The organism is Pseudomonas sp. OA65 (assembly GCF_017498305.1).
Lineage (GTDB): Bacteria > Pseudomonadota > Gammaproteobacteria > Pseudomonadales > Pseudomonadaceae > Aquipseudomonas > Aquipseudomonas zanjanensis.
Genome location: NZ_JAGDEZ010000011.1, coordinates 97,681 through 121,646, shown reverse-complemented (window position 1 = coordinate 121,646; position 23,966 = coordinate 97,681). Strand labels below are relative to the sequence as shown.

23 protein-coding genes are annotated in these 23,966 nt (G+C 63.0%); 3 read left to right on the top strand and 20 right to left on the bottom strand.

Going from position 1 to position 23,966, the window contains the following annotated elements; translation table 11 throughout:
* Positions 1-2 precede the first annotated feature (2 nt).
* The 4 genes from fabD to J3361_RS12160 form a co-directional block, all read right to left on the bottom strand.
* The gene (fabD, locus tag J3361_RS12175) at positions 3-941 is read right to left on the bottom strand and encodes an ACP S-malonyltransferase (protein WP_207964807.1); all 939 of its coding nucleotides are present in this window, start codon (positions 939-941) and stop codon (positions 3-5) included.
* Positions 942-1,064: 123 nt separating this feature from the next.
* Entirely contained in the window at positions 1,065-2,075 is a 1,011-nt protein-coding gene (plsX, locus tag J3361_RS12170) for a phosphate acyltransferase PlsX (protein WP_207964806.1), read from the bottom strand.
* A gap of 4 nt (positions 2,076-2,079) precedes the next feature.
* The gene (rpmF, locus tag J3361_RS12165) at positions 2,080-2,262 is read right to left on the bottom strand and encodes a 50S ribosomal protein L32 (RefSeq protein ID WP_003179396.1); all 183 of its coding nucleotides are present in this window, start codon (positions 2,260-2,262) and stop codon (positions 2,080-2,082) included.
* 13 nt (positions 2,263-2,275) lie between these two features.
* Complete coding sequence (locus J3361_RS12160; RefSeq protein ID WP_181287944.1) at positions 2,276-2,803, bottom strand: YceD family protein; 528 nt, start codon at positions 2,801-2,803, stop codon at positions 2,276-2,278.
* Positions 2,804-2,908: 105 nt separating this feature from the next.
* Between J3361_RS12160 and J3361_RS12155 the strand changes: the two genes are divergently transcribed.
* A complete protein-coding gene (locus J3361_RS12155; RefSeq protein ID WP_207964805.1) occupies positions 2,909-3,487 on the top strand; it encodes a nucleoside triphosphate pyrophosphatase in 579 nt (192 codons plus the stop codon).
* Between the two features lie 135 nt (positions 3,488-3,622).
* Here the strand turns inward: J3361_RS12155 and J3361_RS12150 are convergent, their stop codons facing one another.
* Genes J3361_RS12150 through rluC form a run of 3 tightly spaced genes read right to left on the bottom strand, consistent with a single transcriptional unit; the run spans position 3,623 to position 6,241 of the window.
* On the bottom strand, positions 3,623-4,612 hold the full coding sequence (locus J3361_RS12150) for a S49 family peptidase (protein ID WP_207964804.1): 990 nt from the start codon (positions 4,610-4,612) through the stop codon (positions 3,623-3,625).
* Positions 4,613-4,632: 20 nt separating this feature from the next.
* Entirely contained in the window at positions 4,633-5,295 is a 663-nt protein-coding gene (locus tag J3361_RS12145) for an HAD-IA family hydrolase (protein WP_207964803.1), read from the bottom strand.
* On the bottom strand, positions 5,285-6,241 hold the full coding sequence (rluC, locus tag J3361_RS12140; protein ID WP_063325247.1) for a 23S rRNA pseudouridine(955/2504/2580) synthase RluC: 957 nt from the start codon (positions 6,239-6,241) through the stop codon (positions 5,285-5,287). The genes J3361_RS12145 and rluC overlap by 11 nt, the downstream gene beginning before the upstream one ends.
* Positions 6,242-6,940: 699 nt before the next feature.
* Between rluC and rne the strand changes: the two genes are divergently transcribed.
* Positions 6,941-10,132 carry a ribonuclease E gene (rne, locus tag J3361_RS12135; protein WP_207964802.1) on the top strand — a complete coding sequence of 1,064 codons (3,192 nt, stop codon included), beginning with the start codon at positions 6,941-6,943 and terminating at the stop codon, positions 10,130-10,132.
* Between the two features lie 737 nt (positions 10,133-10,869).
* Here rne and J3361_RS12130 read toward each other — a convergent pair.
* From J3361_RS12130 to J3361_RS12075, 12 genes are all read right to left on the bottom strand, one after another.
* On the bottom strand, positions 10,870-11,460 hold the full coding sequence (locus tag J3361_RS12130; RefSeq protein ID WP_207964801.1) for a nucleotidyltransferase family protein: 591 nt from the start codon (positions 11,458-11,460) through the stop codon (positions 10,870-10,872).
* Between the two features lie 20 nt (positions 11,461-11,480).
* Positions 11,481-12,452, bottom strand: a complete 972-nt coding sequence (locus tag J3361_RS12125) for an XdhC family protein (RefSeq protein ID WP_207964800.1) — start codon at positions 12,450-12,452, stop codon at positions 11,481-11,483.
* Positions 12,452-14,767 carry a xanthine dehydrogenase family protein molybdopterin-binding subunit gene (locus tag J3361_RS12120; protein WP_207964799.1) on the bottom strand — a complete coding sequence of 772 codons (2,316 nt, stop codon included), beginning with the start codon at positions 14,765-14,767 and terminating at the stop codon, positions 12,452-12,454. Before J3361_RS12120 ends, J3361_RS12125 begins: the two co-directional genes overlap by 1 nt.
* Positions 14,764-15,234 (bottom strand): (2Fe-2S)-binding protein, encoded by a 471-nt coding sequence (locus J3361_RS12115; RefSeq protein WP_053123841.1) that lies wholly within the window; start codon positions 15,232-15,234, stop codon positions 14,764-14,766. The genes J3361_RS12120 and J3361_RS12115 overlap by 4 nt, the downstream gene beginning before the upstream one ends.
* 265 nt (positions 15,235-15,499) lie before the next feature.
* Positions 15,500-16,519, bottom strand: a complete 1,020-nt coding sequence (gene murB / locus J3361_RS12110) for a UDP-N-acetylmuramate dehydrogenase (RefSeq protein ID WP_207964798.1) — start codon at positions 16,517-16,519, stop codon at positions 15,500-15,502.
* Positions 16,516-16,980, bottom strand: a complete 465-nt coding sequence (locus J3361_RS12105) for a low molecular weight protein-tyrosine-phosphatase (RefSeq protein WP_207964797.1) — start codon at positions 16,978-16,980, stop codon at positions 16,516-16,518. The genes murB and J3361_RS12105 overlap by 4 nt, the downstream gene beginning before the upstream one ends.
* A complete protein-coding gene (gene kdsB / locus J3361_RS12100; protein WP_207964796.1) occupies positions 16,980-17,744 on the bottom strand; it encodes a 3-deoxy-manno-octulosonate cytidylyltransferase in 765 nt (254 codons plus the stop codon). Before kdsB ends, J3361_RS12105 begins: the two co-directional genes overlap by 1 nt.
* Positions 17,741-17,926: a Trm112 family protein gene (locus tag J3361_RS12095; RefSeq protein WP_003179363.1), complete on the bottom strand. Its 186-nt coding sequence runs from the start codon at positions 17,924-17,926 to the stop codon at positions 17,741-17,743. Before J3361_RS12095 ends, kdsB begins: the two co-directional genes overlap by 4 nt.
* Before the next feature lie 22 nt (positions 17,927-17,948).
* On the bottom strand, positions 17,949-18,959 hold the full coding sequence (lpxK, locus tag J3361_RS12090) for a tetraacyldisaccharide 4'-kinase (RefSeq protein WP_207964795.1): 1,011 nt from the start codon (positions 18,957-18,959) through the stop codon (positions 17,949-17,951).
* The gene (locus J3361_RS12085; protein WP_207964794.1) at positions 18,959-19,387 is read right to left on the bottom strand and encodes a biopolymer transporter ExbD; all 429 of its coding nucleotides are present in this window, start codon (positions 19,385-19,387) and stop codon (positions 18,959-18,961) included. Before J3361_RS12085 ends, lpxK begins: the two co-directional genes overlap by 1 nt.
* Positions 19,384-20,019, bottom strand: a complete 636-nt coding sequence (locus J3361_RS12080) for a MotA/TolQ/ExbB proton channel family protein (protein ID WP_162254895.1) — start codon at positions 20,017-20,019, stop codon at positions 19,384-19,386. The genes J3361_RS12085 and J3361_RS12080 overlap by 4 nt, the downstream gene beginning before the upstream one ends.
* 95 nt (positions 20,020-20,114) lie before the next feature.
* Positions 20,115-22,361 (bottom strand): DNA internalization-related competence protein ComEC/Rec2, encoded by a 2,247-nt coding sequence (locus tag J3361_RS12075; protein ID WP_207964793.1) that lies wholly within the window; start codon positions 22,359-22,361, stop codon positions 20,115-20,117.
* Positions 22,362-22,506: 145 nt separating this feature from the next.
* Between J3361_RS12075 and J3361_RS12070 the strand changes: the two genes are divergently transcribed.
* Positions 22,507-23,022, top strand: a complete 516-nt coding sequence (locus J3361_RS12070) for a DUF2062 domain-containing protein (protein WP_092150130.1) — start codon at positions 22,507-22,509, stop codon at positions 23,020-23,022.
* A gap of 162 nt (positions 23,023-23,184) precedes the next feature.
* Here J3361_RS12070 and J3361_RS12065 read toward each other — a convergent pair whose 3' ends face one another.
* A complete protein-coding gene (locus J3361_RS12065; RefSeq protein WP_041476072.1) occupies positions 23,185-23,964 on the bottom strand; it encodes an ABC transporter permease in 780 nt (259 codons plus the stop codon).
* Positions 23,965-23,966: the final 2 nt, after the last annotated feature.

Sequence of the window (23,966 nt, the reverse complement as noted above, 5' to 3'; positions counted from 1 at the left end):
GTTCAGGCCTGCGCTGCACGGGCGGCAGCGAAGGCATCTGGGGTATTGAGATTGGAAGTCGACACGCCTTCGGCGCAGCGTTTGTTCAGACCTGCCAGCACCTTGCCAGGGCCGCATTCGACCAGTTCGGTCGCGCCCTTGGCTGCCAGGGTCTGTACCGATTCGACCCAGCGAACCGGCTTGTAGAGTTGCTCCAGCAGATCACGCTTGAGGGTCTCGAGATCTGGCGCCACGTTGGCGCTGACATTCTGCACCACGGGAATCTGCGGAGCCTGCCAATCGATGGCAGCGATGGATTCGGCAAAGCGCTCGGCGGCCGGACGCATCAGTTCACAGTGCGACGGCACGCTGACTGGCAGTGGCATGGCGCGCTTGGCGCCAAGCGCCTTGCAGCCTTCGATGGCACGCTCGACAGCCGCCTTGGCTCCGGCGATAACCACCTGGCCCGGGGAATTGAAGTTCACCGCGCTGACCACATCGCCTTGTGCCGCTTCTGCACAGGCCGCGAGCACATCAGTGTCTTCCAGCCCCAGGATCGCGGCCATGCCGCCCTGCCCGGCCGGAACGGCTTCCTGCATCAACTGGCCACGACGCTCTACCAGTTTCACCGCGGCGCCCAGGCTCAGGCTGCCAGCGGCCACCAGGGCGCTGTATTCGCCCAAGCTGTGACCGGCGACGAACGCCGGGCGCGCGCCGCCTTCAGCCAGCCACAAGCGCCACAAGGCGATCGAGGCGGTGAGGATGGCGGGCTGGGTTTTATCAGTTTGATTGAGCTGCTCTTCCGGCCCTTGCTGGGTCAATGCCCACAGGTCATAGCCGAGCGCATCGGAAGCTTCTTTGAATGTTTCGAGGACCAGCGGGTATTGCGCGCCCAGCTCGGCCAGCATGCCGAGGGACTGCGAGCCCTGCCCTGGAAAGACGAATGCGAGGGAAGCAGACATGAAAACAAAGCCCCTAATGATCTTGTCGTCAAAAATTGACGCCCCTGGGGGCGCTAGCAAACTGCACATTGGATGGCGGGTTGAACCGACCGGTCACATTTAAGCATTGTCGGACGAAAACGCCTAAGTTAACAAATCCTCGAGGCGGCCGTGCAAGCGTTCCGGCAGGTTCTCCTGGATCTCGATCACCGCTCGGTTGATCGCACTTTGGAACCCCAGCACGCCCGCCGATCCGTGACTCTTGATCACGATACCTTGCAGCCCGAGGAAACTCGCACCGTTGTGCCGCGCCGGCGCCAGGTCCGCCTGCAACCGGCGCATCAACGGCAGCGCCAAGGCGCCGACCATACGCGAGGCGAGGCTTTGCCTGAACAAGGTCTCGATGCGCTGGCCGATCATAGTCGCCAGCCCCTCGCTGGATTTGAGCAGGATATTGCCCACGAAGCCGTCACAGACCACCACATCGGCCTCGCCACGGTACAAGCCATCGCCTTCGACGAAACCGATGTAGTTGATACCCCGCGCAGCCTGCAACAACGTGGCCGCCAGCTTGACCTGCTGGTTACCCTTGATGTCTTCGGTGCCGATATTCAACAGCGCCACGCGAGGACGCACGATGCCCAGGGTTTCAGCCGCGACCGAGCCCATCACCGCAAATTGCAGCAAATGCTCGGCACTGCAATCGACGTTCGCCCCCAGGTCGAGCAACTGACAGAACCCACGTTGGGTCGGGATCGCCGCCACCATCGCGGGCCGGTCGATACCCGGCAAGGTCTTGAGTACGTAGCGCGACAGTGCCATCAGCGCACCGGTATTGCCGGCGCTGACACAGGCCTGGACCTTGCCATCGCGCAGCAGCTCAAGGGCCACCCGCATCGAGGCGTCAGGCTTGCCGCGCAGGGCCTGGGCTGGTTTTTCGTCCATGGTGATGATTTCGGACGCCGGGACAATCGTCAGGCGCGCGCGATCCACAGCCGATTGGCCGCTGAGCATGTCTTCCAGGAGGGGGGATTGACCGACGAGGGTCAGGTGCAGCGAGGGAGTAGCATTCAGGCAAGCAAGGCTGGCCTGAACAATGCTGCGGGGACCGAAGTCCCCGCCCATTGCGTCAATCGCGATGACTTGAGCGGACAAGTGATTACTCGTCGGCGCCCTTGTCGATCACTTTACGGCCACGGTATACGCCTTCTGGCGATACGTGGTGACGCAGGTGAACTTCACCGGTGGTCTTTTCTACGGACAGGGTGCTAGCCTCGAGAGCGTCGTGCGAACGGCGCATGTCACGGGCAGAGCGGGATTTTTTGTTCTGCTGAACAGCCATAATTGATTAACTCCTAAACGTTTGGGTCACGCTTTAACTGCGCCAATACACTGAACGGGTTGGACCGCGTTACCTCGTCCTCGCTCGGTTCGGGCTCATCTGCTCCCGCCGGCTGCTGGCATTCTTCCGGATGATGAGCAGGCACAATGGGCAAGGCGAGCAGAAGCTCCTCCTCGATCAGTGACTGCAGATCCAATGGATCTTCGCCCAGTTCCAGCACGTCATAACCTTTCGGCAACGACTGGGTATTCGCACCCTCCTTCACCACGGCGTAACTGCATTCGCTGTGGATCGGCAGGGTGACCAGCTCAAGACAACGCTGGCAAATCATTTTGACTTCAGTGTCGATAAAGCTGTGGATCACCACAGATTTACGTTCATCTCGTTCAAAAACGAATTTGGCCTGGACCGTACCGACATCGTCGGAAAGCGGGTCGCAGAGTCTCTTCAAATCGGCCAGCAGCAGTTCACCTTGAAGGGTGGTGCCACGGTCAGCCAATTTGCGCGGGTCAACGTGAGGTGGAATCGGGTCATTCAACATAGGCGCAGCATTATAGGGATGCCCCCAGCCATGTCAAAGGAAATTCAGCCCTGTCCGTCACTTGCGTGCCTCGCTAGAATTCACCCCTGCCTCCTGGAGACGTCCATGCTGCCTTTATTACTTGCCTCGAGCTCGACCTATCGCCGGGAATTGCTTGCCCGCCTGGGACTGCCGTTCGTCTGCAGCTCACCCGATATCGACGAAAGCCATCGCCCTGGCGAGCCCGCCGTCGAGCTGGTCAAACGCCTGGCCCAGGAAAAAGCCCGGGCGCTGGCCGACAGCCATCCGGCACACCTGATCATCGGCTCGGACCAGGTCGCCGTACTCGGCGAGCGCATCCTGGGCAAGCCCCACACCTTCGACAATGCGCGCGAACAACTGCTGGCCGCCAGCGGCGCCAGGGTCACGTTCCTGACCGGCCTGGCGCTGCTCAACAGCCAGACCGGCGCCTGCCAGGTCGATTGCGTTCCGTTTACCGTCAACATGCGCACCCTGGACCCAGAGCGCGTCGAACGCTACCTGCGCGCCGAACAACCCTACGACTGCGCCGGCAGCTTCAAGGCCGAAGGGCTTGGCGTAAGCCTGTTCCAGAGCACCGAAGGGACGGACGCCACCAGCCTGATCGGGCTGCCGCTGATTCGTCTTGTGGATATGTTGCTGGCCGAGGGCGTGCAGGTTCCCTAACGCTAAAATCCGTGGCGAGGGAGCTTGCTCCCGTTCGGTTGCGCAGCGACCGCAAAATCTGGGGCCGCTTCGCAGCCCAGCGGGAGCAAGCTCCCTCGCCACAGGGGAACTTGCACCCACTATATCGCGAGACGCCTAGCGCAACGCAGGCCCCTGGAGCCCCATCCACATCGCCAGATGCTGGGCGACACTGGCACCCAACCTCTTCGAGAAGCGGTCGATCGGCGACTCTTCGACGGTGAAATCCACCAACTCCTTCTCACCGATCACATCCCGAGCCACCGAACTGGCGCTGCCCAAGCCATCGATCAAGCCCAGCGGCAACGCCTGCTCGCCCGACCAGACCAGCCCGGAGAACAACTCTGGATGCTCTTTGTCTTTCAGGCGCTCGCCCCGCCCTTTCTTGACGCTGGCGATGAACTGCTTGTGAGTGGTGTCAAGCACGCCCTGCCAGAACGCCGTTTCCTCGGGCTTTTGCGGCTGGAACGGATCAAGGAAGGATTTATGCTCGCCCGCGGTGTAGACCCGGCGCTCCACCCCGAGCTTGCCCAGCGTCTCGACGAAGCCATAACCGGCCGCCGTCACGCCAATGGAACCCACCAGACTGGCCTTGTCGGCGTAGATCTGGTCCGCCGCACTGGCGATGTAATAAGCACCGGAAGCGCCAAGGTCGGAAATCACCGCGTAGAGCTTGGTATCCGGGTGCGCCGCACGCAAACGAACGATTTCGTCATAGACGTAGCCGGCCTGTACCGGACTGCCGCCCGGGCTATTGATGCGCAGCACCACCCCTTTGACTTTCGAGTCTTCGAACGCAGCTCGCAGGCTACCGATGATGTTGTCCGCGCTAGCCGCTTCCTTGTCGGCGATCATGCCTTCAATATCGATGACCGCCGTATAGGCTGCACCGCCTCCCGGACTCGTTTTCCCGTCAACCGCCTGGTAGATCAGCGCCAAGCCGAAGAACAGATAGATAAAGACCAGGCACTTGAAGAAGATCCCCCACCGGCGCGCACGACGCTGCTCTTCCACCCCGGCCAGCAGGGTCTTTTCCAACAGCTTCCAGCTTTTTTCGTCACCGTTGTCAGCGCTCGCTTTGGCCGGTGCCTTCCATTCATCGGTCATACATGCATCCTCAACAGACTTTAATCAGCGCGCCGGCTCAGCCAGGCGTGCAACTCAGGAAAATGGTCGATCGCCAGTCGCGGCTCGAACGCCTTGAGCGCCTCGATGGACTGCGCACCATAGCTGACAGCCACCGAACCCATGCCGGCGTTACGCGCCATCTGCAGGTCGAACGAGGAATCCCCCACCATCAACGCTTGCGCAGGCTCTGCCCCACAATGGGCCAGTATCTGTTCGAGCATCAACGGATGCGGTTTGCTGGCCGTCTCATCGGCGGCACGAGTGATATCGAAATAATCGTCCCAACCATGGGCCTTCAATACCCGATCCAGCCCCCGACGAGCCTTGCCGGTCGCGACCGCCAAGCGATAACCCTCGCCCTTCAAGGTTTCAAGGGTATGAACCACGCCCTCGAACAACGGCGAAGGCTCAGCCTCCAGCGCGATGTAGTGATCGGCATAGTGCTGGCGAAAAACCACCAGCGCTTCGTCATCGATCCCCGGATACAAGCTGCGAATCGCTTCCGGCAATCCCAGGCCAATGATGCCCTTCACTGCAAAATCGTCGCACCGGGCCAAACCCGAACGATCCGATGCGACATGCATCGCCTCGACAATCCGACCAATAGAGTTCGCCAGAGTGCCGTCCCAATCGAAGATCAGCAATTTGTAGTCAGGATGCACTCAACCGCTCCACGGTCTTGGCCCACATGTCATCCACCGGGGCCTGCAACTTCAGCTCGCCACCATCGGGCAGCGGCACGGTGAGCATATAGGCATGGAGAAACAGGCGCTTGCCGCCCAGGTCGCGGATTTCCTTGGTGAAATCGTCGTCGCCGTATTTGCTGTCACCGGCAATGCAGTGGCCGGCGTGCAGGGTATGGACGCGGATCTGGTGCGTACGCCCAGTCACCGGCTTGGCCTCGACCAAGGTGGCGAAGTCGTCGAAACGGCGCAATACCTTGAACACCGTCAGCGCCTCCTTGCCCTCCTCGTTGACTTCCACCATGCGCTCGCCGGAACGCAGGTTGCTCTTGAGCAGCGGCGCACGGACCTGCTTGATGGAGGTCTCCCAGCGCCCACGCACCAGCGCCATGTAGCGCTTGTCGACACCATCGCCGCGCAACTGCTCGTGCAGATGGCGCAACATGCTGCGTTTCTTGGCAATCATCAGCAGGCCGGAGGTGTCGCGGTCGAGGCGATGGACCAACTCCAGCTCCTTGGCGTCCGGACGCAACTGACGAAAGGCTTCGATCACGCCGAAATTCAGGCCGCTGCCACCGTGGACCGCAATGCCCGCGGGCTTGTTGATCACGATCAGGGCCTTGTCTTCATAGATGATCGACGCTTCAAGGCGTTGCAACAATCCCTGGGCCAGCGGTACCGGCTCATCGCGCTCGGGCACGCGAACCGGGGGCACGCGCACGATGTCGCCGGCCTGGAGCTTGTATTCGGGCTTTATCCGACCTTTGTTCACCCGCACTTCGCCTTTGCGCAAAATGCGGTAGATCAAGGTCTTGGGCACGCCTTTGAGCCGGGCCAGCAGGAAATTATCGATTCGTTGGCCGGCATATTCCGGCGAGACCTCGAGCAGTTGAACGCCAGGGGTCGAAGGGGCAGTAGTTGTCATGGCGGCGATCATAACAATTTTTTATGGAATTGAAGCACTTAATCATTGCTGCTATAGTCGCGAACGCCGCCAAAAGTGGCTGGACAGTGGACCAGCGGTCAAAAACCGGCCCTGACCAACGCAATTCACGAGGACGAGAGGCCGTCCTACGGGGCTTTCGCTACGTAACGGTAGAGTTTTCAGGTGTAACGAGCGCAGGTGACATGAGGCCTGAGATACGCCGCAAAGCAGAGTTTTGACTCGCCTTGCGCGCCACATTCACGGCCAGTTCACAAAGTGCAGTCAGCTGCGAACGACCCCGAGCGAGAGCTTCGGAAACAACGCCTAAATTAGCCATGATGCGTGACCTCCCCTTCCGGAGCTCACGGTAAATGCCAACCCGCTGCGGATTCTGCGCGCGGCAGCACCCGAATTATCAGGGATACGTGTAGGGTGGAGACGTACAACCGTCGGACTGTGTAGCACTAGGCTTATATTTAGACGCTTCATCTCGTCCACAGACGCCGGTTGATTCCTCCTCCTGACTGAGTGCTTGAGTACCAGCAAGCAGGACGCGTCCGTCGCGACTTCGCCATCATTGGGCCGAACTCGCTGGACACTGGAATGGCCTTGCCACCTCCAGGACGCACCTGACACCGACCGTGAGAAGTCGTGTGTGCCGAACGCCGTTTCCGGCAGCCCGGAAACCGACGGTACTACATGAAAAGAATGCTGATTAACGCAACTCAACCCGAAGAGTTGCGTGTTGCACTGGTAGACGGCCAGCGCCTCTACGACCTGGATATCGAATCCGGTGCACGCGAGCAGAAGAAGGCCAACATCTATAAAGGCCGGATTACTCGCATCGAACCAAGCCTCGAGGCTGCCTTTGTCGATTTCGGCTCCGAGCGCCACGGCTTCCTGCCCCTCAAAGAAATCTCCCGCGAATACTTCAAGAAGGCCCCTGAAGGCCGCGTCAACATCAAGGACGTCCTGAGCGAAGGCCAGGAAGTCATCGTCCAGGTCGAAAAAGAAGAGCGTGGCAACAAGGGCGCCGCCCTGACCACCTTCATCAGCCTGGCCGGCCGTTACCTGGTCCTGATGCCGAACAACCCACGTGCCGGCGGCATCTCCCGTCGCATCGAAGGCGAAGAGCGCAACGAACTGCGTGAAGCCCTCAATGGCCTGGTCGCCCCTGCCGACATGGGCCTGATCGTGCGCACTGCCGGCCTGGGCCGCAGCAGCGAAGAAATGCAGTGGGACCTCGATTACCTGCTGCAACTGTGGACCGCCATCAAAGAAGCCTCGCTGGATCGCTCCGCACCGTTCCTGATCTACCAGGAAAGCAACGTGATCATCCGAGCCATCCGCGATTACCTGCGCCAGGACATCGGTGAAGTGCTGATCGACAGCGTCGAAGCCCAGGACGAAGCCCTGACCTTCATTCGCCAGGTGATGCCGCAGTACGCCAGCAAGATCAAGCTCTACGAAGACAGCGTTCCGCTGTTCAACCGTTTCCAGATCGAAAGCCAGATCGAGACCGCCTTCCAGCGCGTCGTCGAACTGCCGTCCGGCGGCTCCATCGTCATCGACCCGACCGAAGCCCTGGTGTCCATCGACATCAACTCGGCGCGCGCCACCAAAGGCAGCGACATCGAAGAAACCGCCCTGCAGACCAACCTTGAAGCGGCCGAGGAAATTGCCCGTCAGTTGCGTCTGCGCGACATCGGCGGCCTGATCGTCATCGACTTCATCGACATGACCCCGGCCAAGAACCAGCGCGCCGTGGAAGAAAAGGTCCGTGAATGCCTGGAAGCAGACCGCGCCCGCGTACAGGTCGGTCGTATCTCTCGCTTCGGCCTGCTGGAAATGTCCCGCCAGCGCCTGCGTCCGTCCTTGGGCGAAAGCAGCGGCATCGTTTGCCCGCGTTGCAACGGCACCGGCATCATCCGTGACGTCGAGTCGCTGTCCCTGGCGATCCTGCGCCTGATCGAAGAAGAAGCCCTGAAAGACCGCACCGCCGAAGTTCGCGCCCAAGTGCCGATCCCGGTGGCCGCGTTCCTGCTCAACGAAAAACGCAACTCGATCACCAAGATCGAACTGCGCACCCGCGCCCGTATCGTCATCCTGCCGAACGATCACCTCGAGACCCCGCACTTCGAAGTGCAGCGCCTGCGCGATGACAGCCCGGAAGCCCACACCAACCAGTCCAGCTACGAAATCGCTGCTGCCGCTGCCGAAGTGGAAGAAGTCCAACCGGCCGCCGCCACGCGCACCCTGGTTCGCCAGGAAGCCGCGGTCAAGACCGCACCGGCCCGCGCCAACGCTCCGGTTCCTACCGAAGTGGTTGCCCCGGTTGCCGCCCCAGCCGCAGCTCCGGAACCCAGCCTGTTCAAAGGCCTGGTGAAATCGCTGGTCAGCCTGTTCGCCACCAAGGAAGAGCCAGCAGCCCCGGCCGCCGTTGCCAAGCCTGCCGCTACCGAGCGTCCGGCCCGCAACGAAGAACGCCGCAACGGTCGCCAGCAAACCCGCAACCGCAACGGCCGTCGCGACGAAGAGCGCAAGCCTCGCGAAGAACGTGCACCGCGTGAAGAACGCGCGCCGCGTGAGCCGCGTGAAGAGCGCCAGCCGCGCGAGGCCCGTGAGGAAGCGCCAGTCGTAGCCCGCGAAGAACGCGCACCGCGTCCGCCGCGTGAAGAACGCCAGCCGCGCGCACCGCGTGAAGATCGCAAGCCACGTGGCGAGCGTGAAGAGCGTGTTCGCGAACTGCGTGAGCCACTGGATGCCGCTCCGGCCGTGGCTGCTGCCACTGCTGAAGAGCGTCCGGCCCGCCCGCCACGTGAAGAACGCGCACCGCGTCCGCCACGTGAAGAGCGCCAGCCACGCGCCGAGCAGGCTGCCGCCGCTGCCAGCGAAGAAGAAGTACTGAACGCCGAAGAGCAGTTGCAGGAAGACGGCCAGGACACCGCCGAAGGTGATCGTCCACGCCGCCGCTCCCGTGGCCAGCGTCGTCGCAGCAACCGTCGTGAGCGTCAACGCGACGCCAACGGCAACGTGATCGAAGGTTCGGAAGAGTCCGAGTCCAGCGAAAACGCCGAAGCGCCAAGCGCTGCGGACCTGGCCGCAGGCCTGGCCGTGACTGCGGCCGTCGCCAGCAGCGCGATCAGCGCTCCGGCCGAAGCCCAGGCGCACGAACAAGCCGAACGCGCCACCGCTGCGGTGGAAAGCGCGCCGGTTGAAGCGCCTGCGGTCGAAGCCACCACCCCGGTAGAAACCACCGCTTCGCCAGAAGTGGAACTCGCACCGGCACCTGAAGCCCAGCCTGAAGCTGAAGTCGCCGCCGAGCCTGCACCGGTCGTCGAGACGCCAGTGGTGGCTGCCGAACCGGCCGTCGAAGCACCGGCCGAGGAAAAGGCACCCGAGCCTGTCCGCGAAGAGCAGACTGCGTTCAACTGGGCCGCCGAGCCAGCCGCACCGGCACCTGTAGTCGAGCTTGAGCCGGCACCAGAGCCCGTGAAAGCGGTCGAGCCAGAAGTGGTCGAGCCCGCTCCAGTGGTCGAAGCGCCTGTGATTGCCGAAGCCCCTGCACCGGTGGAAGAGCCTGCACCGGCCAGCGCCCTGACCGCGAATGGCCGCGCGCCGAACGATCCACGTGAAGTGCGTCGTCGCAAGCGTGAAGCCGAGCGCCTGCAGAAGGAAGCCGAACAAGCTGCCGCTGCCGCCGCTCAAGCGCCTGCTGCCGAGCCCGCTCCAGCCGTGGAAGAAGTCGCCGAGGCAGCCCCTGCCCCGGTCGCCGAGACCCCGGTTGAATCGGCACCGACGTTCGACGAACCTCAGCACGCCGCTGAAGAAATCGCACCGCGTCACACTGAAGCCCTGGAAAAAGAGCACGAGCCTAAACCTCACGCCTGATTCCACCGCCCAGTAAAAAGCCCCGCCTGGTAATGCCAGGCGGGGCTTTTTTATGCCTGCAGACTTATCCACAGGGGACTGGGGCCGGGCACAAGGCTTATGCCCACTGAAGATCCAATGTGGGAGCCGAGCTTGCTCGCGATGGCGTCGGGTCAGCTTGCATCAATGCTGAATGTCAGACTGCTTTCGCGAGCAAGCCCGCTCCCACAAGGGACTCGTGGCGAGCACGATACCTGAGAGCAACTCGGAAAAAATGTGGGAGCGAGCCTGCTCGCGAAGGCGCCGGCTCAGCTTGCATCAATGGTAAATGCCAGGCCGCTATCGCGAGCAGGCTCGCTCCCACAGGAGGCCGGGGCCCGGCACAAGGCTCATATCCACTGGAGATCCAATGTGGGAGCCGAGCTTGCTCGCGATAGCGTTGGCTCAGCCAGCATCAATGTTGAATGCCAAACCGCTTTCGCGCCCGAGCAAGCTCGCTCACAATGTTTACTGTTGATCAATCTGTGCCGTGATGGCTGGGAAGCTTTTGTGGCGAGGGAGCTTGCTCCCGCTTGACCGGGCTGGCGCTCCAGTGCGCAGCGCTCATCGCTTTCTGGGGGCCGCTGCGCGACCCAGCGGGAGCAAGCTCCCTCGCCACAGGACCGTGCTGTTCCCAAAAACTTTGTGGTATCCAACATCACTGCAAAATTGACCCTCCGCCCTCGCGAGCTTGCTCCCAAAGGGTTTTGCGTCGCCTGTTATTTGAAGGTCAGTGCCTCTGGCACATCGACATCCCACGTCACGCCTGGATCGTCCACCGGTACTTCGACCACCTGCGCCCCGGCAAACAATGCCTTGGCGCCACGATCTCCAGTCAACGCCATCAATTTCGGCCCAAACCCACGACCAAATCCCACCGGATGCCCGTACTCCCCTGCCCGGACCGGCACGCTGATGCCATCCTCACGAATCCCCGCCACCACCTGCTCGATGCTCGACGGCAAGATGAAGGGCATGTCGCCCAGCACCATCAGCCAGCCATCAAGATCAGGGCAGGCCCGGACACCCGCGGCAATGCTGTCGCCCAGGCCGGGAGAGTCCAGCTCCACGAAATCGCAGCCATAGGCCTGGGCCATGCGAATGGCTTGTGGCCGGTCCTTGCTCGTCACCAATAGACGCTTTTCCAGGGAGGCCGGCAGATTCACCAGCACCTGCTCGATCACCGAGCGCACGGCACCGTCACGGCCGGTGCAATCGGCGAGCAATTTATCTTTGTCTGGGCCTGCAATCCGGCGGAAACGGCTACCCGATCCCGCCGCCAGGATGATCACGCCAATCGACTCGCTCATACGCCCTCCTTGCCCACGGCTTACAACGGCTTTTTCTGCCGCAGCTCCACGCCATTCTTGATGGCCACGATTTCCGCCAGCAACGACAAGGCGATTTCCGCCGGGGTGTGACTGCCGATGTGCAAGCCAATCGGTCCATGCAAGCGTTCAATGGCCTCTGCTGACAAGCCTAGCTGAGCCAGGTTGTCCCGGCGCTTCTGGCTGTTGACCCGCGAACCCAGGGCGCCGACATAAAAAGCCTTGGAGTCCAAGGCCGTGAGCAGCGCCATGTCGTCCAGACGTGGGTCATGGGTCAGGGCCACAATGGCCGTGCGCTCGTCGGTCTGGATGCTCAGCACCGCTTCATCGGGCATGCCGGTGACGAAGCGCCCATGCTGCTCCTCCCAACCGTAGACGAACTCCTTGCGCGGATCGCAGATCAGCACCTCGAAATCCAGCAGCCGGGCCATTTCCGCCACGTAGCGCGACAGCTGCCCGGCACCGATCAGCAGCAGCCGCCAACGCGGGCCGTAAATGGCCCGCAACACCTGCCCATCGAACATCAAAGCGTCGGTCTTGCTGGCCGGGGTCAAGACCACGTTGCCGCTGGCGACGGTCAGCTCACGGGCAACGATTTCATGGGCCTCGCAACGCTCCAGCAACTGGGCGACCCAGTGCGGATCGCCCACCCGCTCTTCAGTCAGGCGCAGGGTGCCACCGCACGGCAGGCCGAAGCGCGCCGCCTCTTCGCGAGTAACGCCATAGGTGATCAGTTGCACCGGCGGACCGTCCGCCGGAATGCGGCCGTCGTGCAACCGGGCGATCAGGTCATCCTCGACACAACCGCCCGACACCGAACCAATCACCACGCCATCTTCACGCAGGGCCAGCATCGCCCCCGGCGGCCTGGGCGCGGTGCCCCAGGTCTGGACCACAGTGAACAGCACCACCCGCTGCCCGGCGCGGCGCCATTCAAGCACGCTGCGCAAGACATTCAGATCGACGCTGTCCATCAGGCCTTCGCCTGTTGCCAGCCTTGCAGCTGATAGCGCACAGGCAAATCGCGGATACGCTTGCCCGTGGCGGCGAAGATCGCGTTGCACAAGGCTGGCGCAATCGGCGGCACGCCCGGCTCGCCGACACCGCCCAACGGCACCTCGCCCGGCGGCGTGACCAGGTGCACCGCCACCTCCTTGGGCGCCAAGGACATGCGCGCGATTTCATACATATGAAAATTGTCCTGCTGCACCTTGCCGTCCTTGAAGCTGATCTCTCCGACCATCGCATTGCCCAGGCCCATGACACAGGCGCCTTCGAACTGCGAGCGGATGCGTTCGGGGTTGATCTGCGGACCGCAGTCCACCGCGATGTCCGCCTTGTGCACGATCACCGTGCCATCGTCCTTGACCTCGACTTCGATCGCCGCCGCCACGTAAGTGACGAAACTGTAATGCACCGCCAGCCCCAACCCTCGGCCCTTGGGCAACTCGCGCCCCCAACCGGCAGCCTTCGCAGCGGTTTCCAGCACCGTGCGGATTCGCGCCGTATCGATCGGATAACGCTCGGGGGATTCGCCGTAGTTCCAACTGTCATTGAGGCTATTCGGATCGATCTTGCGGTCCGGGCCCAGCAGCTTGAGGTGGTACTTCAGCGGATCCTGGCCGGCCTTGTGGGCCAACTCGTCAATGAAGCTCTGGATCGCAAAACCATGGGGAATATTCGACACCGAGCGGTACCAGCCCACCCGGGTATGGGCCACCGCCTCGGGGTTCTCCAGGCGCAGGTTGGGAATGGCGTAGGCCATGTTGGTCACGCCCATGCCCACTTCGAAGGGCGCCTCGTGGGTCATGCCCGGTGCAAACAATGCAGTGATGGTCGGAGCCACGGTGCGGTGCAGCCAACCGGAAGGCATGCCGTCCTTGTTCAAGCCAGCCTTCAAGTATTCGGCCGATACGGTGTGGAAATACGAGTGATGAATATCGTCCTCACGGGTCCACTGCACGCGTACGGCCTGGCCGGGAAATTCCTTGGCGAGCACCGCCGCTTCGACGACGAAGTCGGGTTTCGACTTGCGCCCGAAACCGCCGCCCAACAAGGTGATATTCACCGTGACCTTCTCGAAAGGAATGCCCAGGCGTTCGGCGACACGTTCACGAGTGACCTGCGGCGCCTGGCTCGGAGCCCACGCTTCGCATTGACCGTCCTTGAACCGGGCGACGGCAACCATCGGCTCCATAGGCGATTGCGACAGGTGCGGCAAGTAATACGATGCCTCTAAGGTCGAATCAGCCTTGGCCAGCGCATCGTCGAGATCGCCGCTGCTGCGCACGACTTTTCCAGGCTTGAGGGCCGCCGCTTCCAACTCCTTGCGATAGGCAATGGAGTCGTAGCCGGCATTCGGGCCGTCGTCCCACTGGATCTTCAGGGCCTCGCGACCCTTGATCGCCGCCCAGGTGTTTTTCGCCACCACCGCCACGCCGCCCAACGGCTGGAACTCCGAGGGCAGCGGTCGCCCTTCAATCGACACCACCTTGACCACGCCCGGCACCTTCAGCGCCGCGCTGCTGTCCACGCTCTTGACCTTGCCGCCATAGACCGGCGGACGCGCGATGACGGCATAGAGCATGCCCTCGAAATGCACGTCAGCCCCGAAGACTGCGCGACCGTTGACGATGTCCGCACCGTCGATGGCCCGGCTCGCTTCCTTGCCGATATAGCGGAACTCGGACGGCTGCTTGAGGCGCAGGCTGTCACGGGCCGGCACCGGCAAGGCGCTCGCGGCAGCGGCCAACTCGCCATAGCCCAGTTCGCGCCCCGAAGGCTGGTGCAGCACTTTATGCAGCTGGGCACGGCATTCGCCTACTGGCACCTTCCACTGTGCAGCGGCGGCCAGTTCCAGCATGGTCCGGGCGGCGGCCCCGCAACGGCGCATCGGCTCGTACCAGTGACGCATGCTGCGTGAGCCGTCAGTGTCCTGGTTGCCGAAACGCGCTTCATCGGCCGGCGCTTGCTTGACCTTGACGAGTGCCCAGTCGGCCTCCAGCTCATCGGCCACGACCATGCTCAGGCTGGTGCGCACGCCCTGGCCCATTTCCGAACGGTTGCAAATCACGGTGACGCTGCCGTCGGCCGCAATGCTCACATAGACCTTGGGATCGTCGACCGCACCATGGGGCATGCCCTCGGCGCCGAATTTCTTCTCTTCGGCAAAGGCCTCCGGCAGGCCCCACGTGGCGGCCAGCACCAGCACCCCGGTGGCGCTCGCGCCCTTGAGGAAACCACGACGGCTGAGGTTGCTCAGCACGAAATCATCGGGCAAGCGGCTCATGCCTTGGCCTCCTTCAGGTGAGTGGAGGCTTGGCGGATCGCGGTCTTGATCCGGTTGTAGGTGCCGCAACGGCAGAGGTTGCCGACCATGGCTTCTTCGATCTGCTCATCGCTCGGGTTGGGGTTGGTCTTGAGCAGCGCCGTGGCGGACATGATCTGCCCGCCCTGGCAGTAACCACACTGGGCCACGGCAGTATCGAGCCAGGCCTTCTGGACGACTTGCCCGACCGGGTCGGCGTGAAGCCCGTCGATGGTGCTGATGGCCTGCCCTTTCACCGAGCCGATTGGCGTGATGCAGCTGCGCGCCGGGGCACCGTCGATGTGGATGGTGCAGGCGCCGCACAGGCCCATGCCGCAGCCGAATTTGGTGCCGTTGTAACCAGCCACATCCCGGATAGCCCAGAGCAGCGGCATGTCCTCGGTCACATCCAGTTGATGGTCTTTTCCATTGAGTTTCAGGGTAATCATGGGCACGCCCGCACAGTGATCGAATTATGGGGTCGAGCAATCTGCCGCTGGGTTAGCGGTTCGGTTGGCGCAGACTGGCTCAGGCTGATCAGGCTCTCTTATGCAAGCGCACGCAGGCGTCTGCATCGGGCCTTTTGGATGCGATGGTCGCATCGTTAGGAGGCTAAATTAACCCAGGATCAAGCAAAACGCCCTGCACAATCCTGCACAAATGATCGTGTGCAGGGTGTGCAGGGCGTTTTTCAGGCGATTTCGAGAAGGCCGCTCAGTACCGATTGGGTTCCATTTCCAGCTCGACCTGGAACCGTTCGGCAATGTCTTTCTGGATACGCAGGGCCAGGTCCAACAATTGCGGGCCGGTAGCGTTGCCGTAATTGACCAGCACCAGCGCCTGCAACTTATGCACCCCGGCATCGCCCTCGCGAAAGCCCTTCCAGCCGGCCCGTTCGATCAGCCAGCCGGCAGCGATTTTCATCTGCCCGCCAGGCTGTGGATAAGCCACCAGGTCGGGGTATTGCTGCTTGAGATGGACCACATGCGAGGCCGGTACCAGCGGGTTCTTGAAGAAGCTGCCGGCGTTGCCCAGCACGGCTGGGTCGGGGAGTTTTTCGCTGCGAATGCTGCAAATGGCCCGGCTCACATCCGTTGGCGTCGGCTGATCGATACCCTGCTCGGTCAATCGCTGGCGGACCGGACCGTATTCCAGGTGCAAGTGCGCAGCGCGACTGAGGGCGAAACGCACCCGCAGGATCAACCAGCGCCCGGCCTGTTGCTTGAACAGGCTGTCACGGTAGGCGAAACGGCATTCGTCGAGGGTGAACTCGTGCAGTTCGCCGGTCTGACGATCCAGCGCGGTGAGGCCAGCGAAGACATCCTTGATCTCCACACCGTAGGCGCCGATGTTTTGCATCGGTGCCGCGCCCACGGTACCGGGAATCAGGCTGAGGTTTTCCAGGCCCGACCAGCCTTGCGCCAGCGTGTGCTGGACGAAGGGATGCCAGGGTTCGCCGGCTTCGGCCTCGACCACCACCCGCTCGCCGTCATCGCTGAGCAGGCGGATCCCCTGGCTGGCCATGCGCACCACCAAGGCGTCGATGTCGTCGGTCAGCAGCAGGTTACTGCCGCCGCCGATCACCAGCAACGGCACGCCATGTTCGCTGGCGTAGGCCAGCGCCTGGCGTACATCGGCGTCGCTGTGGGCTTCGGCGAACAAGCGGGCGCTGACGTCCACGCCAAAACTGTTGAAGGGCTTGAGGCTGACGCCCGCCCGCACCTGCAAGGTCATAACCGCCCCTTCAATTCGGCCACCAGACGATCCGTCGCGCGCTCGATCAAGTCCAGCACCTGCTCGAAGCCCTGGTCGCCGTCGTAATACGGGTCCGGCACATCGTCGAGTTCGGCTTCGTAGCGCCGCAGGAACAGATCCAGCTCGGCCCTGCCCTTCGCCGGTTGCAGGGCCTGGAGATTGCGCAAGTTACTGCTGTCCATCGCCAGGATCAGGTCGTAGACGGCGAAGTCGGCGCGCGTCACCTGCTGCGCGCGCTGGGCCGACAAGTCGTAGCCACGCCGCAGGGCCGCGGCCTGGCTGCGCTTGTCCGGCGCCTTGCCGACGTGCCAGTCACCGGTGCCAGCGGAAGCGACTTCCACCTGCCCGGCCAGCCCGGCCTCGCGCAACTTGTGGCGCAGGATGCCTTCGGCGGTGGGCGAGCGGCAGATATTGCCGAGGCAGACGAACAAGACCCGCATCAGGCCTCCAGCAGCCGACGAACGCGCTCGAGGTCTTCGGCGGTGTCGACACCGGTCGGCGGGGCGACCAACGCATCGGCGACGTGGATTCGCACGCCATGCCACAAGGCCCGCAGTTGTTCCAGCGCTTCAGTGTTTTCCAGCCAGCACGGGCCCCAGGTGACGAAGTCCTGGAGGAAACCGGCGCGGTAGGCGTAGATGCCGATGTGACGGCGGTACGGCACGCCTTCTGGCAGCACGTCGCGGTCTTGGGCGAAGGCATCCCGGGCCCAGGGCAACGTCGCGCGGCTGAAGGTCAACGCCAGGCCATTGAGGTCACTGACCACCTTGACCACGTTAGGGTTGAACAGGGTTTGCACATCCTCGATCGGCTCGGCCAGGGTGGCCATGCGCGCTTCGGTGTGGGCCGCGAGGTTGGCGGCGACCTGATCGATCACGCTCGGCGGGATCAACGGCTCGTCACCTTGCACATTGACGACGATCGCGTCGGCGGCCAGACCAAGCTTCGCCGCGACTTCCGCCAGGCGATCGGTGCCGGAATTATGGTCCTCGCGCGTGAGCACGACCTCGGCACCAAAGCCTTCGCAGGCCTCGACGATACGTACGTCGTCAGTCGCCACCACGACACGCTGGGCGTTGCTTTTGCAGGCCTGTTCCCAGACATGCTGGATCATCGGCTTGCCGGCAATCGACAGCAGCGGTTTGCCGGGCAGACGCGTCGAGGCAAAGCGCGACGGAATGACAACGGTAAAGGCGGTGGTCATTTATCCAGGCGCTCGTCGGTGGTCAGGGTGCGGGCTTCACTTTCGAGCATCACGGGGATGCCGTCGCGAATCGGATAGGCCAGGCCAGCGCCCTTGCTGATCAGTTCGGTCTTGTCGGCGCTGAGCTTGAGCGGGCCTTTGCAGACCGGGCAGGCCAGAATATCGAGCAGTTTGGTGTCCATGGAATTCCCCTGGGTGAAGGTTTTAAGGCAAGAGCCGATCCGGCAACAGGCGCATCAACTGCGTATCGAACCAGGCCGCGAAAGCCGGTGACGGCGCGGCGTCTACCGCCAGGTACCACCAGTCGGGCGCGGCGAAGGCACGGCATTTGACCGCGTCTTTTTCCGTCATGACCACCGGCAGCGATGGCGTGAAACTCAGGGCTTGGGCGCTGTATTCGGCATGATCGGCAAACCCGTGCGGTATGGGCCGCCAGTGTAGCGTTTCGAGGGTCTTGAAGAAACGCTGGGGATTGCCGATGCCGGCCACGGCGTGCAAGGCCTGGCCGGGTGGAAAATGGTCGAGGGGCCACCGCTCGCCACTGGCCAGGTTCACCAGTTCGGTGGGGCGCAATTGGAAGGCGAAGCCGTCCTCGCGGTCGGCACTGGCACCGTTGAACAGCACGGCGTCGACCGATTGCAGACGCTCGACCGGCTCGCGCAACGGCCCGGCCGGCAGGCATCGCCGGTTGCCCAGGCCGCGGGCGCTGTCGATCAGCACCAGCTCGAGGTCCCGGGCCAATCGATAATGCTGCATGCCATCGTCGGACAGGATCAGGTCCAGCGGTTCGCTCTCCAGCAGCGCCTGGACCGCGCGACTGCGATCAGGGTCGATCATCAACGGCACGCCCGTGCGCTGGACGATCAACAGCGGCTCGTCCCCCGCGACATCGGCGCCCTGCTCGGCCGCGACCCGCCACGGCAGTTGCGGCGGTTTGGCACCATAGCCCCGGCTGACCACCCCGACCCGCAGGCCACTGCGCTGGCAGTGCTGGATCAGCCACAGGATCAACGGCGTCTTGCCGGTGCCGCCGACAGTGATATTGCCCACCACCACCAACGGCACGGGCGGCTGGTAGATCTGGCCTTCACCTGCCAGGAAACGCTCGCGCTTGCCCACCACCACCCGCCGGTACAACCACTCCAGCGGGCGTAGCAGGGTCAGGGCCGGGTGACCGTCGTACCACGCGGCAAGCAATCGATCGGACATGGCCATCAGGGTGCGGGAGCCGCCTCGACCGTGGTCATGCGCAGATGGCTGAAACCGAGCTTGCCGGCCGCGTCCATGGCGGTGATCACCGATTGATGTGGGGTCTTGCCGTCGGCGCTGATGGATAGCGGCAGGTTGGTGTCGCCGCCGGACTCTTTCTGCAAGGCCTCGATCAGGCTCGCCAGGTCGCTCTTGGGCAGCAATTGGTTGTTCACCGAAAACGCCCCCTCGGCGCTGATAGTGACTTCCAGGTTCTTGAGTTGCTGGTCTTCGGCCGGCGAGCCGCTGACGGCTTCCGGCAACTCAACCTTGAGCTGTGTTTCCCGGGTGAACGTGGTGGTCACGACGAAAAACAGCAGCAGGATGAACACCACGTCGATCAGCGACGCGAGGTTGATCTCGATGTTTTCCCGTGGCTTGCGGCGGAATTTCACTTCTTGCCCCCAGCCAGGTCCACGTCACGATCACCCTGCACCACCTCGACCAACTTGATGGCTTCCTGCTCCATGCCTACCACCAACTCGTCGACGCGGCGTTGCAGGAATCGATGGAAGAACACGGCCGGAATGCCGACCATCAGGCCAGCGGCGGTCGTGATCAGGGCCTTGGAAATACCCCCTGCCAGTACGGCGGCGTTGGTGGTCATGCCGGAACCGGTAAATGCGCTGAAGATGTCGATCATGCCCAGCACCGTACCCAGCAGGCCCAGCAGCGGGGACATGGCGGCGATGGTGCCCAGGGTACTGATGTAACGCTCCAGTTCATGGATGACCCGGGCGGCGGCCTCCTCGATGCACTCCTTCATGATCTCGCGACCATGCTTGGAGTTCGCCAGGCCAGCGGCGAGGACTTCCCCCAGCGGCGAACTGGCCCGCAGCTCCTTGAGCTTGTCCTTGTTCAACTGCTTGTCCTTGATCCAGACCCAGACCTGCCCGAGCAGATGCTCCGGGGTCACGCGGCTGGCCCGCAGGGTCCACAGGCGTTCGGCAACGATACCCAGTGCCGCGATGGAACTCAGAATGATCGGCAACATCATCCAGCCGCCGGATTTGACCAATTCCCACACAGTGACTGCCCCCTCGAAAAAGTGCGCCACTTTATCACACAGACTCGCCTTGCAGACCCGCCCCGCCGATAAGCGCATCAGCCGATTGCCCTGGATCAATGTTGCCGCGGTGGCCCGACGCCGGGCGGATCGCGCCAGTAGCGTCGGTGCCCGGCCTCGGTGCGCGGCGACTCGAACGCGCCCAGTTGCAGACGAATGGCACCCTGCTCGGCGCTGTCGTAGATCGCCAGCCCCGAGCGGCGGTACCGGGCCATCACTTGCGGATGGGGATGGCCGAACGCATTGCCCTTCCCTCGGGAGATCAGCACCGAATGCGGCTTGAGGCGCGACAGCAAGGCCATCGACGACGAGCTGCGGCTGCCGTGGTGAGGCGCGGCGAGCCACTGGATCGGCAGCGCCAAGGCATCGTCGAGCAAAGCGCGCTCGGCAGGAGTATCGATATCGCCGGTCAGCAGCAGGCGTTCGCCGCCGGCCTCCACCAGCAGGACGCAGGACTTCTGGTTGCTTTCGACGGCAGAGGCCCACCGCCACAGTTCGAACCCGACGTCATCCCACTCCCAACGCCTGCCGCTGTCGCAAGGCCCGGCCAGCAGCTCGGCGGGCAGCGCGTCCGGATCGCCGCTGATGACTTCCATCGTCGGCAGGCCCTTGCGCACGGCGCGGGCGCCGCCGGCATGATCGGCGTCGGCATGGCTGAGGAGCATCAGGTCCAAGCCGTGCACGCCGAGTTTACGCAAGGTCGGCAGCACGACACGTTCGCCCGCATCGGCCTCGCCAAAACGCGGCCCGGCGTCGTAAAGCAAGGTGTGATGCCGGGTGCGTACCAGCACCGCCAGTCCTTGGCCGACGTCCAGTTGCCAGACCTCGGCGTGCCCTGGCGGCAGGCTCTCTCGCGGCGGGAAAACCATCAGCAAGATCATCGGCCATCCCAGCACACGCAGCGGCACGCCTTTGGGCAATAGCAGTAAAAAAGCCCCCAGGGCGGCGATACCCAAAGCCCAGGGCGGGACCGCAACCGGCACCCAGGCGGGCATTCGTCCGGCCACCAGCGCCAGCCCCTTGAACAGCAAATCGAGCAAACCGCCGGCGATCCACAGCAGGCCTTCGCCGATGAGCGGCACCGGCAACAACGCCGTGCCGAGCAGCGCCGGCGGCAAGACCAGCAGGCTGATCCACGGTACCGCGAACAGGTTCACCAGCGGCCCGCTGAGGCTAACCGGCAAGCCCACGATCAATAGCAACGGACACAGGCCGAGCGCAACCAGCCACTGGGCACGGGTCCAGGTTTGCCACCAGCGCCAAGGCCCCAGTCGCGCACCAAAGGTGAACATCAAGATGGCGACGGCAGCAAACGACAACCAAAATCCCGGCCGCAGGCTTGCGAGCGGATCGAACACCAGCACCCCGGTGAAGGCAAGCAGCCAGGCCCACCAGGGGTCAGGCTGCTTGAAGCGCAAGCGCCACAGCAATACCAGGCCGATCATCGCGCAAGCCCGTCGCACCGGCACCTCGAAGCCGGCGAGCAAGCCGTAGCCCAGGGCGGCGCAAAAAGCCAGCGCACAGGCCCAAGGCAACCACGCGAGTCCCGCCGGCCACAGGCCATAACGCGCCGCGCCGGCCACCAGCAGGTACACCAGGCCGGCAAGCAGGCCGATGTGTTGCCCGGAAATCACCAGCAAATGAACGGTGCCGGTGTCTTGCAACACTTGCCAATCCTCGCGACTCAGCCCGCCACCGTCGCCCAGGACCAATGCCGCCAGCGCACCGGAGCGGCCGTAGGCATCGACCTGTGCCAGCGCCTGGCGCACCTCGTCACGCCAGGCGTCCCGGGCCGCTTGCAGGAGACGCCCTTGCTTGATCGTCCCGGTCGCGCCGATACCCCGGCTCAACAACCAGGCGGCATAATCGAAGCCGTGCGGGTTCAGCAACCCGGCGGGTCGCTTGAGCTTCACTGCCAATCGCCAGCGTTCGCCGCTGTTGACGGGCGGTCCACCAAACCAGGCGAGGCGCAGCGTTTTCGGTAACCGGGTACGACGTGATTGGACATCGGCCAGTTCGAAGCGCACCACGCCGTCGCCCTGTTGCGGCAAACCGACGACGCGCCCTTCGACCCAGCGGGTTTCGCCGTCCAGGGCGGCAGGCAATCGATCGTCCAGTACCGACTGCGCCGACAGACAGGCCCAGGCCAGCCCGAACAGGAAAAAACCCAACGGGTAGGTTCGAAACGGCAACGCCATCAGCGCCAGCACCGGCATGGCTACAATCAGCCACAACGGCGGCAGTGCCGGTAAAAAAATCGGGGCCACCAGCCCCGATGCAAGCGCGACTAATCCTGTGCGCATAACCCGTCCTTGAGAGTGCCCTCTTCAGGCATAGACGGTTCGCGGCACCGCTGGCGTTATCAATTGTCACAAAGTCTGAATCTGCCGGCCGTAGAATCCAGACATACTTGCGGCTTTAATTGCGTTGAACCGACCGAGAAGCCTTATGCCCCGGCGCCTATTCAAACGTTACATGCCAGACCCAGAGAGCATTCGGGAACATAAGTCCTTACGTTTTCTCGGTACCCTGCTGCACGATCCCAACCTTTGGCACCTCAATCGGCACTCGGTGGCCCGGGCGATGGCCGTTGGCCTGTTCGCCGCGTTCCTGCCGATTCCGTTGCAGATGTTGCTGGCCGCCGCGCTGGCCGTCACGGTACGCGGCAATATGCCGATTGCGGTCAGTTTGGTGTGGCTGACCAACCCAATCACCATGCCGGCGGTGTTTTTCTGCACCTACCAGACCGGCGCCTGGCTGATGGACGTGCCCGCCCGGACGCTGCCCGATGAACTGACCTGGGAATGGATCAGCGGCCAGTTGTCCACTTTGTGGCAACCGTTCCTGCTGGGCTCGGTGGTGACCGGCCTGGTGCTCGGCGCCCTGGCCTACTTCGTCACCATGAGTTACTGGCGCTGGTGGGTGGCGCGGCAGTGGCGGCGGCGCAAGAAAAGCCGGATGTGAGATGCAAAAAAGGCCTCCTGGGAATGGAGGCCTTTTTTGTGGTGTTCTTGCTGGCCTCTTCGCGGGCAAGCCCGCTCCCACACTGATCCATGCCAAACGCCAATCTTGCGTTCACTGAATATCGAATGTGGGCTTGCTCGCGAAGAAGGCGACGCGGACTTGTCAGGTCCGCATCCCGCGCCCGCTGACCAGCAACCGCGCGCAACCGAGGTAAAGCACCACGGTCGCCACCAGCATGAAGGTGATGGCAATGCTGATCTTGATGTCCGACACACCGAGGATGCCGTAGCGAAAGGCGTTGACCATGTGCAGCACCGGGTTGGCCAGGGACACGGTCTGCCAGAACGGTGGCAACAAGGAGATCGAGTAGAACACCCCGCCCAGGTAGGTCAGCGGCGTGAGCACGAACGTCGGGATGATGGAGATGTCATCGAAGTTACGCGCAAACACGGCATTGATGAAACCCAGCAGCGAAAAGATCGTAGCCGTGAGCACCACCACCAAGACCGTCACCCCCAGGTGATGCACTTGCAGATCGGTGAAGAACAACGACAGCAGCGTCACGATCAGGCCCACCGCCAGGCCGCGCAATACACCACCCAGGGTGTAGCCGATGAGGATCGTATGGGGCGACACCGGCGAGACCATCAACTCTTCGATCGAGCGCTGGAATTTGCTGCCGAAGAAACTCGACACCACGTTGCCGTAGGAGTTGGTGATCACCGACATCATGATCAGTCCCGGCACGATGTAGTCCATGTACGTGAAGCCACCCATGTCGCCAATCTGCCGGCCGATCAGGTTACCGAAGATCACGAAGTACAAGACCATGGTGATGGCCGGCGGCAGCAGCGTTTGTGGCCAGATCCGCATGAAACGCCGGACTTCACGGTAGACGATGGTATTGAGGGCGATGAGGTTGGGGCGCAGTTCGGAACTCATGC